Below are 12,766 nucleotides of genomic sequence, written 5' to 3' on the forward strand. Positions count from 1 at the left end.
CGTCATCAACTCGTCGTTTATCAATCACCGAAGGAAGGCATTCGTATCCGGTGGTGCGGCTGGACTTCAAATCCAGTTGAGGGCGTCAGACGCTCTCAGGTCGGTTCGACTCCGGCTGCCTTCCGCCAGACGTTCCTGGAGTTTCCCGGGGCGTCTCTTCGGTTCCCACAATCCGCCGATTTAACGTGGTTTTGTGCGTATAGTGCGCTCGTTGCCTTCGGTCGTCCCGTGGAGTTTTTTGCGAAATATGGGTGGGAAGGCAAGCAGGCATGCCGGCACGACAACTGCGTCGGTTTTCAACTCGATAGTGAACGCTCGCTGAGGCAATGACAGCGTTGCTCAGTCGGCTGTCTTTGTCTCCGTGCTGCGGAGAGAATTGAGCTGGACTCATCTCAAGACCCTCCTGTATATCGACGATTCGCTCAAGCGGGACTTTTATCTCGAGTTGTGCCGACTCGAGCGCTGGTCGTCACGGCAGCTACAGAAACGAATCAACTCAATGCTGTTCGAGCACAGCGCAATTTCACGAAAACCGGCAGAAGCGGTATAGCACGATCTGGCGCAACTGCGGAACGGGCAGCACGTGTCGCCGGATGTATTGCTCAAGGATCCGTATGTGCTGGATTTCCTTGGGCTTAACGACCGCTACTTGGAGAAAGATCTCGAGGATGCCATCTTGCGCGAGATGGAGCAGTTCCTCCTCGAGCTCGGTGCCGGTTTCACCTTTGTGGCCCCCCAGAAGCGCGTGCAGATCGATCATGACGATTTCTATATCGACTTGCTGTTCTACAACCGCAAGCTCAAACGGCTTGTGGCTATCGAGTTGAAACTAGGCGCCTTCAAGGCCGAGTACAAGAGTCAGATGGAACTGTATCTGCGGTGGCTGGCGAAGTACGAACAAGAGCCCGGTGAGCAGCCGCCGCTTGGGATTATTCTGTGTGCTGGCAAGAAGCAGGAACAGATTGAATTGCTCGAACTCGACAAAAGTGGTATCCACGTTGCCGAATACCTCACCGTGTTACCGCCGCGTGAAGCGTTGCAGGCGAAGCTGCAACAATCGATCGTGTCGGCTAGAGCGCGGCTGCAGGATCAGCAAAAAATTTAAAGCGTTTGGGCGGCAGCATTCTACTTGACGGCGGCTGGCCAGTTTTTGTTATTTGCAGACGAGGTCCGTGAGGCATCCCGTCGTCGCGTTCGTTTTTTAGTAGTGGGTGCTCGCAAGCCAAGCGCGTTCGTCGTGTAATCGGCCATTGCTGACGGTCGCCGATCAACGCCTGTGCGGCGGCTGAAGATCGCTTCACGGACATTCGCAAACTCGTGCCGGCGAATGTCTCCTCTCTCGATTGACGAATGAGTCTTCAGGGTCAACCTTGAGCGATCTCCGATTCGTTCGGCTCGCGCGTTGAACGTCCGCTCTGGATATCGAGGATAGACCGCCTCACGCCCCGAGTCGGTCCGTCAAGCTCTTGGAGAAGGGCACGCGGGAACGGGAGCAGTCTTGGCAGACACGCGGATTGAACACCTTCGGCCTGACGACCCGTCCCCGGCTTTTAACCCTATGTCAGGGCAGCAGCACGGTGTCGACGACATGAATGACACCGTTGGACTGCATGACGTCGCCGATCGTCACGTGCGCAACGTCGCCCTTGTCGTCGGTGATGGCCCACCCTTTGGCATCCCTGGTCACAATGAGCGAGTCGCCCTCGACCGTCTTCAGGCTCGCCTTGCCGCCGCCCTGATCGACCGCCATGGCGAGATCATGCGCGGTGAGGCGGCCGGGGACAACGTGATACGTGAGCACTTTCGTGAGCGTGGCCTTGTTCTCGGGTTTGAGCAGTGTCTGGACCGTACCGGCTGGCAACGCGGCGAATGCCTCGTTCGTCGGCGCGAAAACGGTGAATGGCCCTTTGCCCGACAACGTATCGACGAGACCGCCGGCTTTTACGGCGGCCACCAGGGTCGTGTGGTCGTTCGAGTTCACCGCGTTCTCGATGATATTTTTTGACGGATACATCGCGGCGCCGCCTACTTCCACGGTGCTGTCCGTGGACATCGAACCCGCCGTCGCGGCCGGCATCACCGTTCCCAGCGCGAGCGCAAGGACAAGCATCGCGCCGAACGTTTTCATTTCATTGCAGGATTGCATCTGGATTCTCCCGAAAGATCGATGCTTCCGGACTGGAAGCAATCGAAGATACGGGTTGAACGAGGTCGCGGATGCACGCGTTATCGCGCAGACGTCGAATCGCCATGGGCAAATGCAATGTGGGTGACGCTCATGTGCCGCCAACGACGCCTTTGGCCAGCACCGGCCCGCTCGGCTGCCCAGTGGGCGATCCGCCGCGGGGCTCCAGCGAAACGGCCAGAATCGCTTGCACCTTCAGCAGGGGGAGCTGGGCTTGCGGTAGCGACACGATGGTCGGTTGGTCGGCGGCGATCACGCCCAGAGATACGGGTCGCGCACCCGGCGCAATCAGCCATAGCTCAGTGGAGCGATCAGTTGCAACTGGCGTATCGTTTGCCGGCACGACCACCATGCGGGCGCGCTGAACGTCAACGGTGGCCGTCCATCCGGACGCACCGTCTTCCCGGACGATGCTGGCGACCATGTAGTCATGACCGCCCGGCGCAGTAACGGGAGGGCGCCCGAGAGGCACTATCGAAACGATAGCGAGCGCCGCAGCCACGATGCTCGCGCCGATACCGATCACGCGCCACAAGCGAAGGTTCTCCCATAGGCCGACACGTGGCGGGTGGGGCGCCGAACGAGCGAAACCCAGTTCGGACTGGATGCGCGCCCACACCTGCGGAGACGCCGGGAACTCGGCAATATCTTCGTTCAGTGGCATCAGGCGGTTCTGCCAGCGTGCCACGTTTGCCGCCAGATCAGGATCGTGCCGCATCGCCTCTTCGATCGCCCCACGCTCTGCGGCGTCGAGCAGGCCCAGGGCGTACTCGGCGCACCGCAGGTCGTCAGGGTCGTTTATGGGCGTATTCATTGTTCGAGACAGGCTCTGAGCTGGATCAGGCTGCGACGGATCCAGCTTTTCATCGTGCCCAGCGGCACACCGAGGTGCTTCGCCAGTTCGGCATACGTCGCGCCCGTGAAGAAAGCTTCCCGCACGATCTTCCCATGTCCGGCGGGCAGATTTTCCAGACAATGTTCCAGGCGCCGCCGCTCCTCGCTGTACTCGGCTATCGCAGCCGGTGACGGATGCTCGTCAACGATTTCCTCTTCCGCTGACTCATCCATCGGCTCCTCACGGCGGCGGCGCAGGCGATCGATCGCCCGGTTGCGCGCGATCGTCGCGAGCCAGGTGATGGCGCCAGCCGATGTTGGGTCGAATAGCGTGGCCCGGCGCCATACCGTTACATAGACATCCTGAAGCACATCTTCGGCTTCACTCCGATCGCGCAGCATCCTTAGGCAAATGCCGAACAGCTTTGCACTCGTGCGCTGATAGAGCGTGGCGAATGCCGCCTGGTCGCCCTCGCCGGTCCGCAGCAGAAGCCGGTTCAGTTCGTCGCGACGCCGGGCTTCGAGATCGTCCGCCATAGGTCGACCGCCAGCCTCGGCGTTTCCTTGGATAGGCATTGCGTTCTCTGCAGGTTGGCCACGCACGATTGAGGTAAGCATCAGTGTAGCAGTGCGGCGGCCGTTCGAAACGAGTGCTTCCCGTGCCAGTCGCCATCGCATCGTGACGCTCTCCGTAGTGCCGTTGCATTCGCCGGCTACGCTAGCATCTGCCATACCAGGACAAGATTCAGTACCATCACCAGGCCTGCACCGAGCGACGCGAGCACGATCATCGGCGTGCGATTTCGGTAATGTCCCATCAATCTCCGGTTCGACGAAAACCCCAGCACCATTGCCATCGGCGCCGGAAGCGCGATGCTCAGCACGACCTGGCTGGCGATCAACGCACGGGTTGGATTGACGCCGAGGCCGATCACGACGAATGCCGGCAACACTGTGACGAGACGTCTGAACCAGACAGGTATGCTGAAGCCGAAGAATCCCTGCATGACTATGTTCGAAAACACCAGCAGGGTCTGCCGCTCGCTGTCGTTGCGAGGCTGGGAGCGGTTCTGGGTCAGACCCGAGTGGAGAAATAGCACGTGGGGCATGACCGTTGCGCCGACGATACCGACACTCAGCAGCAGTGCGCCGTTGTCGAGTCGGGACGGGACGAAGACACCGGCGGCCAGGGCGGACCACGCAATCGGTGTCATCAGCATCTCAGCCACGTACGAAAGTCCGATCACACCAATCAGCCCTGCAATCACGAGTTCGAGCGGTCGGAAGCCGGCACGCTCGAACTGTAGCAGCCCGTACGTCAGAACCGCAGTCACCGCCATTGCGGAGATGAGCGATAGATGCAGCAGCAGCGACAGTCCGATCGCCCCGCCGACGAACTCGGCGAGATCGGTGGCCATTGCCGCGACCTCGCTCAGAAGCCACATGGCCATCACTACCACGCGGGGCAGTGTCTCCCGGCAGAGCTCCGCCAGGTTCCGGCCGGTCACAATGCCGAGCTTCGCGGAGAGAATCTGGAACAGCATCGCGACCGCATTGGCAAAGACCACGACCCACAGCAGCGAATAGCCGTACTTCGCGCCAGCCTGGATGTTGGTCGCGAAGTTGCCGGGGTCGACATATGCGATCGAAGCGACCACCGCTGGCCCCGCAAACGACAGAATCGCGGCCGGCCCTCGACGTCTGCCCGCCAATGTCTCAGCGACATTGAAACGGGTCTGGTCGGTGAGTGTCCGGGGGACAACCATCTGAGCTATGGACTCGTTCATGAATTATCCAGTGCATCGTGCCGATGAATGCGATCTTCATTCTGCGACAAGCCCATCGCTCGGCGTGCCGACAACCGGCCACTCCCGCCGTGTGCGTTTATGCGCTCATGTTGATCGTTCCGTTTACGCCGTTGGGGAAAAAGCCTCCTTTCACGGCGGCGGTACTTGTCAGATAGACGATGTTCAGTACCTCGGTTGCGCTTCGGCCGAACGCGATGCCGTTGCTGTCGAGTGGCACGATGTTCGACGAGCCGGGTGTCGCACCAGCGATACCCTGGTCGTCGTTGCCGACCTGATCGAGACTGTCGCGGGCTGCAGAAATGGCGTTCGCTGCGGCGATCAGGCTCGACGTGTCCATGCCCTTTGCGAACAGGGTGGTACGCACGAGGCCTGCGTGATAGGCCTCAGCCGCGAGAATACCGGCTGCCGCATCGAGAAACGTCTTGCTCGAGAGCAGCGGGGCGGCGCCCTTGTAGGCAGTCACACCGACATCCTCAAAGATGAATGCGCCAAGCAGGAAATTGTTGTCGCTTGCGTAGGGGTCGAACGCGGCACCCGCACCAACGAGGCCCGCTGCGCGGGCGGCGACGGAAAAGGCGCCGTTAGGGTTGGTTCCGCTGATGTCGATCGCAGGTTGTGCGACAGCGGCGCTCCCCAGTGCACTGCGCAGAAACGCGACGTGCTCGCGCTCGTCCTTTGCGATTTCGTTTGCATACGCCAGGACCAGCGGATCCTGAAACGGTACCTGCTGTCCCGCGATGACCGCGCCGGGCGTGCCGACTCCGCCGAGCATGCCCGCGGGCAATCCACTGCCCGTGGTCGCGTAGGTATAGAACTGGGCCTCCAGATACTCCAGATTGAGCGCGAAGTTCAGGATCTCGTCGTCAGTAGGGGCAGTGCTCGCGGAAGCGGAAGTGCCCGAGCCTCCGCCGCATGCGCTGATGAGCGTGCCACCGACCAACCCCAGACTCAAACCGCCTGCGTTGCGGAAAAACTGTCTGCGGCGGAGCCGACGTTCTACGCGGCGATCGAATACGTCGGCAATCTTTGCTGATGAATCATCGGACATGACCCTGCTCCTTGATTGACATGCGGAAGCGCCTGTTGGCAGCGCCGATGCGCAAACAACGTGAAGTCATTGGTTGCGCGGCGAAGCAAATCGCGGATACGAAGAAGCACGGCCCGTCCGTTAAAGGAAATGGCAAACGGGATCAGGTGCGCCCTCATGATCACGTACGGATCAAGTGAATGCCTGGATGCACTCACTGGAGAAAAATTTCAGAGCGATAGCGCCGAGCGCAATAGCGAGGACGGCGCGTGCGCAAATGATGCTAAGAACCCGCAGGCCATGGTTGTCTCGATGTTGCCGGCCCCAGATCTCGCTGAGTGGTAAATCTACGATCGCAACGTCGACGCAGGCATGCGCGAGTGTTCGTCAATCGTGACGTTTTTGGACCGCTCGACAACGGGGCATACGGACTGACAAATTCTGGGCAACGTTTCTCTGGCGAGTCGCGATGAAGGAACCGACAGTGCCGTACGCGTCCTTAGCCAATCCCGGGTTCAGCCAGTCCACCTATGAGATAGCGATCGACGACGGCTTTATGATTCTTCGTTGAGCATGGCGTCGCCGTTCAATCTTCACTCGGTTTCGACCGGAGCAAAGCGGGTACAGCACCAGGGTTGAACGTCTCCTTTCAGGGAGACCGAAGGCCCGCCGTAGTGTGCCGTCCTATGGCAGGGCGAAAGGTGTCATTCGAAGTATCAGGTCGTCCAATGACCGCAGAGCAACCTATCGTGACCCATGGCGGGCGATCAGCCCAATGATCGCAATGGCCGATGAGCGGTCGGACATGATTCGAGCGCGAAGATCCTTTATCTGGACGAAACCAATGTTCAAATGTCCGATCATCGGTAGATGACTCGTCTGTCCCTGTTGGCGATAAGTAGCATTCGATCCGTGCCCGTCGGTTGATTGGGGCGGCTGCCCCGCAGGAGCGGTGCCTCCTTACTGGTGAAGGGCTGTCAAGACAGGCACTTTCACAACGTGGGTAGGAGTATGGGTAGCCACCGACCGGGACTGCGGGAGCCAAACCTGGCACGGCTTCACGGGCGATTGTAGGAGTCGGCTGCCTTCCGCCACATGGCCCTTCCGGGCTATTCCGGTCTCTCCCGCTGATGTTCTCTAAGCCAGCAGATAGTGCAGGCGCTTGAGCACCCGCCTGAGCGCTGCATTCATCTCATTGACCATCGTTCCTGTCGCCTCTGCTTTCATGACATCAGCATAACAAACCGCCTTGTTGCGACAGAACCTTCTCCCGGGTGAATCTCGCGCAGATCAGTGCATCTGAAAGTCACAAAGGTCCGCAAAGCCTTGTGACAGCGCTTCGCGGGCCACACGTCGTTTTACAATGCGAGGGTAGAACGTCATCAAAAAAATGTCGGAGCATTTCGAACTTACGGAAACAGCAATTCGTCGATTAGTCTCAAACGAGACGACTGCCCCAGTCTCCAGCGACTGCCCGAGCCGATGACACGTTTTGCCTTTCGAGGTGGAAGCCGCTTAACATTCAAAACTTGCCGCGCTCGTCATTGAGGCGTTGGCTCGATCAAAGCCGATTGCGGGATTGCCTGGCGGTGCGAATCATCGCATGCAGTGCGGTAGGCCTTTCCTGCGAGCAGAGGACCCGAAGCAATATTGACTGACAAAGAAGGAGTTGCATGGTGGAAAATCATCTCGATCCGCTTCGTTCATGGCTGAGCAGCCTCCTCGAAGAGCACGCGGCCCCCGGCCAGTCCAACTTTCTCGAGGATGTCCTGGTCACCTTCGCGATACATCTGTTTGCTGCCGCGCTGATCCTGTGGATCGGGTGGAGGCTGTCGCGCCGCGTGTCACGCGGACTGGACACGCTGCTCACACGGCGCTCGCGCATCGACGCCACACTGCGCCCGATCCTGTGCGACAGCAGCCTGTGGGGCATCCGTGTTGTCGCGATCGTCGCTGCACTCTCGCAACTCGGTATCGAGACCACGAGCATCATTGCCGTGCTTGGCGCGGCCGGCCTCGCACTTGGTCTCGCCCTGCAGGGCACGCTGCAGAATATCGCGGCGGGGATCATGTTGTTGCTGCTGCGGCCGTTCAAGGCCGGCGACTACATCGATGGCGGTGCAGGGAGCGTCGCAGGTACGGTTCAGGAAGTCAGCCTGTTCATGACGCGTCTTACGAAGCCAGACGGCATCTGCGAGTACGTACCGAACAGCGTACTGTGGAGCAACTCGATCCGCAATTACAGTCGCAATCCCAATCGACGTCTGGACCTCGAAGTGGAAATCGCGGCTCGTGACGATGTAAACCGCGCGCTGGAGACACTGCGCGCGCTTGTAGCAGCCAATCCGCACGCGCTTGCGGAACCCGCGCCGCAGGTGATGGTGATGCGCTTCGATGACAGCACGGCAGTGCTGAATATCCGTGTCTGGTCCCCCGTAGACAAGTTCTGGGACATGCGCTGGGATCTCGCCCGCCGCGTGAGGCAAAGGCTGACCGACGAACAGTTTTCTCTTCCGCTGCGCACCCGGGAGCTGCACATCGTGCGCACGCCGGCATCCGTCCGAGGGCGCGGTCAGGACGGTACGGTCGACTCATGAAAATGCATTGATATGCCTGGCCGGATTGTGCGAAACGAATCGCGGCAGGAAGAGCACTCCTTATACCCTTGTCGAAGTCGACGTATTTGATGATGCCGGTGTTCAGCAGGAACATCTAAAGCGACACCCGTTCGGCCGAATCACGGCCCACATCCGGCTGCACGCGCGATTGATGGAAGACAGCGGGAAGACAGCGGCTAGCTGTCGAACGCAAGACGCAGCGAGGCGTCAGCCCTTTTTCCCGCGCCCCGGGCTAGCCTGCCGGGCGAGGTGTTCGGTCAGCACGCCTTGAAGCACGTCAATGAAGCGCCGCGACACATTGGAGAGCGGCTCCGCGTGCGAGTAGAGCACACTCGCGCTCAGCGTCTGCTCGCCATCCAGCGGCACGATATCCAGTTCGCCGCGCGTGCTCCCGTCGATGCAGAACGGGTCGACGATCGCCACCCCCAGGCCTTCCTTGGCAAGCATGCAGGCGCTGCTCGCCGAACGCACGCGGACGATGGGTTCGGGGCGGGGATCGTTGCGGAAAAATCGTCCAACGAGACGGCCGAGCGGCGTGTCGTGGTCGTAGTCGATCCACGGCAGCCCGGCAAGGTCCTTCACCTCGATCACGCGCTTTCGGGGGAGCTTGCCCTTGCGCGCCACGCAATAGAGCGGCGTGGTGACGAGCGGCATTGTCACGATGTTCGGATGCTCGACATTGAACATCGACACGCCGATCTGGGTTTTGCCGAACAGCACGCGCGGCACGAGATGATTGTGCGTGAGCGGCTCGAAGTGCACCGGCAGGTTCGGATAAACCGCGTTGAAGCGGGCGATCGCAAGCGGTACGAGATGCGTGCCGAGGCTCGGGCTGCACACGATCTTCAGCTCGCCGCTGCGCCCCTCGATGAGCGAGCGCACCAGATTGTCGATGCGCTCGATTCCCTCGTATGCCCGTTCCACTTCCTCGAAGATCTGCTTCGCCTCCGGGGAGGGAAACAGGCGGCCGCGCGTGCGCTCGAAAAGCGGGAAGCCGAGCCGGCTTTCCGTGACCTGCAGAACGCGGCTCACCGAAGGCTGTGCAACGTACAGGGTGCGGGCTGCCTCACTCACGGAGCCGGTCATCATGATCGCCCGGAACACCTCGATCTGGCGCAGGCTCATCGTGTGGGAATGGGGGTTCTCTCCGTCGTAGTTCATCGCATGCAACCGGTGATTGGGCTGCGTTCAGTGTAACGCGCGGCTTCCTGGCACACGGCACCCATGCACGGAGGCTATGACTCGCGAAATTTGAACTATTTCACTGCGCGGCAACGGTTTTGTACATTGACGCTGAAGGTTTTCCATTCCGTGAATCGTTCGCCGTCATGTCCGAAACCATTGCTTTTCTGAATCCCAACGGGCTCGCAGAAGTCACGGCGCAGATCGAAAGAAGCGTTCGTGCGCTGCGCCGCGCTGCCGACCCCGAAGTCACGTTCGCAACCCTCGCTGCGGTGGAGGGCGGGATCGTGACGCAACGCGATGCCGACAGGGCCGCCGTCGCCGTCGCGGAGCATGCCGTTCGGCACGAACGCAACGTGAGCGCCTTCGTTATCTGCTGCTACAGCGATCCGGGCCTGCATGCCGCTCGCGAAGCGGTCTCGCGTCCCGTGATCGGCATCGGCTCCACCGGGCTCGCCACGGCGCTTGCGATCGGCGAGCGTCCGGGCGTCATTGCCGTCAGCTCGAAGGGCATGCCGCGGCACTGGCGCGCCTATCACGCTGCACGCCTTGGCGGGGCGGTGGTCGGCGAGCGTGCCGCCGATCTGCCTGTGGACGAGTCAGGGGGGACGCGCGCGCTCGAGCGGCTGGTCTCCACCGGCAAGGCACTGCGGGACGACGATGGCGCCGATGTGATCGTGCTTGGCTGCGCGGGCATGACCCCGCTGCGGGACGAACTCGAACACCGGCTTGGCATTGCGGTGGTGGATCCCTGCAGCGCAGCGGCCGCGCTTGCCTTTTCGCTGTGCCGCGGGCGCGGCGCGCAGGGCGGCCCGGCATGAGCCTGCCTGCCAATGCACCGCGTCTGGGCGTGCTTGGCGGCATGGGGCCGCTCGCGACCGCAGACTTCCTGGTGAAGGTCATTCGCGCCACGCCGGCTGCCTCCGATCAGGAGCACATGCCGATCATCATTCATAACGTGCCACAGATTCCGGATCGCAGCCGCGCCTACCTGAACGGCTCGGACGCGCCCTGGCCGCACCTGCTCGATGGTCTGCGCACGCTGGAAGCCGCAGGGGCTGCGGCGATCGCCATTCCGTGCAATACGGCTCATGTGTGGCATGCGCGGCTGGCGAACGAAACGGATCTACCCGTGCTCCACATTGGCCAGGCCGCGCTCGATGTGCTCGCGCTCGAATGCCCGCAGGCACGCAAGGTCGCCATTTTCGCAACGACCGCGACGCTAAAGGCGCGCATCTATCACGATCCGCTGGTACTGCGCGGCTACGTTCCGCTCGAGCCGGACGACACGATGCAGGCTTCTCACGTGTCAGCCGGGATCGCCGCAGTGAAGGCGGGTCGTGTCGAAGCGGGGCGCCTGCTGCTGGCTGAAGCCGCTCAAGCGCTCGCACGCCAGGGCGCGCAGGCACTGCTGATGGGCTGCACGGAAATACCAGTCGCGCTTGACGGTGCACGGCTCGACATGCCCGCTGTCGATCCTACCAACGCGCTCGCGCGATCCTGTGTCGAGTGGTGGCACGCAGCGAAAGTGAAACTCTCGCTGCGGGACGCGCAGGTCTAACTCTCTTTGCAACGGGCTCAAACACCATGCAGCATTTTGATCTCACGATTCGCGGCGGTGAAGTCGCGACCCACGAACGGGTGTTCCGCGCCGACGTCGGCATTGTCGCCGACAGGATCGTCGAGGTGGCGCCGCACTTGCCGGCGGGAACGCGCGATATCGATGCCACCGGCCGCTACGTCATGCCCGGCGGCATCGACACCCATTGCCACGTCGAGCAACGCTCGGGCCTGGGTTTCATCGGCGCGGACGACTGGTACTCCGCAAGCGTGGCGGCGGCACACGGCGGCACCACGATGATCGTCCCGTTCGCGGCCCAGCATCGCAAGCAGTCGCTCAGGAAAGTGGCCGAAGACTACGCGGCGCTCGCGCGTGCGAAGTCGGTCATCGACTGGAGCTACCACCTGATCGTTTCTGAGACCGACCACCAGACCCTGCATGAGGACCTTGTCGAGCAGATTCGCGGCGGCATCACGTCGTTCAAGGTCTACATGACCTACGACCAGTTGAAGATCGACGACTACCAGATGCTCGACGTCCTCGCCGTTGCCGCGAGGGAGAAGGCGCTGGTCATGGTTCATGCGGAGAACAACGATGTGATTCGATGGGTCTCCCAGAAACTGCTGGCGAGCGGCCGAACCGCACCGAAATATCACGGCACGAGCCATGTCGAGCTCGCGGAAGGCGAGGCCACGCACCGGGTCATTCAGCTCGCAAGGCTTTTCGATGCGCCGGTTCTCATCGTGCACGTTTCCGCTCCCGACGCCATTGCGACGATTGGCGCCGCTCAACGCATGGGCGCGCAGGTGTATGGCGAAACCTGCCCCCACTACCTCGTGCTCACGAAAGACGCGATGGACTTGCCAGGTATGGAAGGCGCAAAGTATTGCTGCAGTCCGCCTCTGCGTGACGAAGCGGCGCAAGCGGCGCTTTGGCGGGCCCTGAAGGACGGCGTACTGCAAACCGTTTCCTCGGATCACGCGCCTTACCGTTTCGACGAAACGGGCAAGCTTCCCTATGGCGAGGCCACGACGTTCAAGCAGATGGCGAACGGAATGCCCGGACTGGAAGCGCGGCTGCCGCTTCTTTTCTCGGAAGGCGTCAGGAGCGGCCGCATGACGATTCCTGAATTCGTGGCGCTGACGTCCACGAATCACGCCCGAATGTATGGCCTTGCCCCGCGCAAGGGTTACGTCCAGCCAGGCGCCGACGCCGACATCGCCATCTGGGACCCGGATCGCGAAGTCGTGCTGCGCGCGGCGACGCTTCACGACCAGACTGGCTACACGCCCTTCGAAGGCATGCGGGTCACGGGCTGGCCAACGACGGTCGTCAGCGCGGGGCGGGTCATCGTCCACGAAGGCGCGTTCGACGCGGCGCCGGGAAGCGGCCGGTTCGTTCCCCGCTCGACGCCGATGCCATTCCAGTCGCCGCCGCCCGTTTCGGCTCGCGGCCAGTTCTTCCGTGCGCTCGCGGACGGCGAAGCCGGCCCCGCACATTCATTTGGTTATCTGGATCGCTGATCTGGCCAGTTCACGCAAAGAGGAAACA

10 protein-coding genes, 1 tRNA gene and 1 pseudogene are annotated in these 12,766 nt (G+C 61.5%); 6 read left to right on the forward strand and 6 right to left on the reverse strand.

Annotated elements, in window-relative coordinates; genetic code table 11:
* Positions 1 to 32 precede the first annotated feature (32 nt).
* A tRNA-Sec gene (locus B9Z01_RS30480) sits at positions 33 to 128 on the forward strand.
* 227 nt (positions 129 to 355) lie between these two features.
* Positions 356 to 1,105 (forward strand): annotated as a pseudogene (locus tag B9Z01_RS30485) (PDDEXK nuclease domain-containing protein); the annotation flags it as partial.
* A 456-nt stretch (positions 1,106 to 1,561) separates the two neighbouring features.
* Here the strand turns inward: B9Z01_RS30485 and B9Z01_RS30490 are convergent.
* The 5 genes from B9Z01_RS30490 to B9Z01_RS30510 all read right to left on the reverse strand — a co-directional run bounded on the left by B9Z01_RS30490 (position 1,562) and on the right by B9Z01_RS30510 (position 5,875).
* Entirely contained in the window at positions 1,562 to 2,077 is a 516-nt protein-coding gene (locus tag B9Z01_RS30490) for a fasciclin domain-containing protein (protein ID WP_244196198.1), read from the reverse strand.
* 199 nt (positions 2,078 to 2,276) lie between these two features.
* The gene (locus tag B9Z01_RS30495) at positions 2,277 to 2,999 is read right to left on the reverse strand and encodes an anti-sigma factor (RefSeq protein WP_085489268.1); all 723 of its coding nucleotides are present in this window, start codon (positions 2,997 to 2,999) and stop codon (positions 2,277 to 2,279) included.
* Positions 2,996 to 3,556, reverse strand: coding sequence for a sigma-70 family RNA polymerase sigma factor (locus B9Z01_RS30500; RefSeq protein ID WP_244196194.1), 561 nt, complete (start codon positions 3,554 to 3,556; stop codon positions 2,996 to 2,998). Before B9Z01_RS30500 ends, B9Z01_RS30495 begins: the two co-directional genes overlap by 4 nt.
* 176 nt (positions 3,557 to 3,732) lie before the next feature.
* Positions 3,733 to 4,806 carry an Nramp family divalent metal transporter gene (locus tag B9Z01_RS30505; protein ID WP_085489270.1) on the reverse strand — a complete coding sequence of 358 codons (1,074 nt, stop codon included), beginning with the start codon at positions 4,804 to 4,806 and terminating at the stop codon, positions 3,733 to 3,735.
* A gap of 97 nt (positions 4,807 to 4,903) precedes the next feature.
* Positions 4,904 to 5,875 carry a ferritin-like domain-containing protein gene (locus B9Z01_RS30510; RefSeq protein WP_085489271.1) on the reverse strand — a complete coding sequence of 324 codons (972 nt, stop codon included), beginning with the start codon at positions 5,873 to 5,875 and terminating at the stop codon, positions 4,904 to 4,906.
* A gap of 1,688 nt (positions 5,876 to 7,563) precedes the next feature.
* On the opposite strand from B9Z01_RS30510, the gene B9Z01_RS30520 reads away from it, so the two are divergent.
* The gene (locus tag B9Z01_RS30520) at positions 7,564 to 8,451 is read left to right on the forward strand and encodes a mechanosensitive ion channel family protein (RefSeq protein WP_420814741.1); all 888 of its coding nucleotides are present in this window, start codon (positions 7,564 to 7,566) and stop codon (positions 8,449 to 8,451) included.
* 228 nt (positions 8,452 to 8,679) lie between these two features.
* On the opposite strand, the gene B9Z01_RS30530 is transcribed toward B9Z01_RS30520, so the two are convergent.
* A complete protein-coding gene (locus tag B9Z01_RS30530; RefSeq protein WP_085489275.1) occupies positions 8,680 to 9,633 on the reverse strand; it encodes a LysR family transcriptional regulator in 954 nt (317 codons plus the stop codon).
* A gap of 167 nt (positions 9,634 to 9,800) precedes the next feature.
* On the opposite strand from B9Z01_RS30530, the gene B9Z01_RS30535 reads away from it, so the two are divergent.
* Genes B9Z01_RS30535 through hydA form a run of 3 tightly spaced genes read left to right on the forward strand, consistent with a single transcriptional unit; the run spans position 9,801 to position 12,738 of the window.
* On the forward strand, positions 9,801 to 10,475 hold the full coding sequence (locus tag B9Z01_RS30535; RefSeq protein ID WP_143809114.1) for an aspartate/glutamate racemase family protein: 675 nt from the start codon (positions 9,801 to 9,803) through the stop codon (positions 10,473 to 10,475).
* Positions 10,472 to 11,215: a cysteate racemase gene (gene cuyB / locus B9Z01_RS30540; RefSeq protein ID WP_085489277.1), complete on the forward strand. Its 744-nt coding sequence runs from the start codon at positions 10,472 to 10,474 to the stop codon at positions 11,213 to 11,215. The genes B9Z01_RS30535 and cuyB overlap by 4 nt, the downstream gene beginning before the upstream one ends.
* Before the next feature lie 26 nt (positions 11,216 to 11,241).
* Positions 11,242 to 12,738: a dihydropyrimidinase gene (hydA, locus tag B9Z01_RS30545; RefSeq protein ID WP_085489278.1), complete on the forward strand. Its 1,497-nt coding sequence runs from the start codon at positions 11,242 to 11,244 to the stop codon at positions 12,736 to 12,738.
* Positions 12,739 to 12,766: the final 28 nt, after the last annotated feature.

The organism is Paraburkholderia susongensis (assembly GCF_900177725.1).
Classification (GTDB): domain Bacteria; phylum Pseudomonadota; class Gammaproteobacteria; order Burkholderiales; family Burkholderiaceae; genus Paraburkholderia; species Paraburkholderia susongensis.

Bases quoted from the DNA above. Each gene is read 5' to 3' on its own strand.
- cuyB (WP_085489277.1), top strand. From the start codon at position 10,472: ATGAGCCTGCCTGCCAATGCACCGCGTCTGGGCGTGCTTGGCGGCATG.
- B9Z01_RS30495 (WP_085489268.1), bottom strand. From the start codon at position 2,999: ATGAATACGCCCATAAACGACCCTGACGACCTGCGGTGCGCCGAGTAC.
- B9Z01_RS30505 (WP_085489270.1), bottom strand. From the start codon at position 4,806: ATGAACGAGTCCATAGCTCAGATGGTTGTCCCCCGGACACTCACCGAC.
- B9Z01_RS30510 (WP_085489271.1), bottom strand. From the start codon at position 5,875: ATGTCCGATGATTCATCAGCAAAGATTGCCGACGTATTCGATCGCCGC.
- B9Z01_RS30500 (WP_244196194.1), bottom strand. From the start codon at position 3,556: ATGGCGGACGATCTCGAAGCCCGGCGTCGCGACGAACTGAACCGGCTT.
- B9Z01_RS30535 (WP_143809114.1), top strand. From the start codon at position 9,801: ATGTCCGAAACCATTGCTTTTCTGAATCCCAACGGGCTCGCAGAAGTC.
- hydA (WP_085489278.1), top strand. From the start codon at position 11,242: ATGCAGCATTTTGATCTCACGATTCGCGGCGGTGAAGTCGCGACCCAC.
- B9Z01_RS30530 (WP_085489275.1), bottom strand. From the start codon at position 9,633: ATGAACTACGACGGAGAGAACCCCCATTCCCACACGATGAGCCTGCGC.
- B9Z01_RS30490 (WP_244196198.1), bottom strand. From the start codon at position 2,077: ATGCCGGCCGCGACGGCGGGTTCGATGTCCACGGACAGCACCGTGGAA.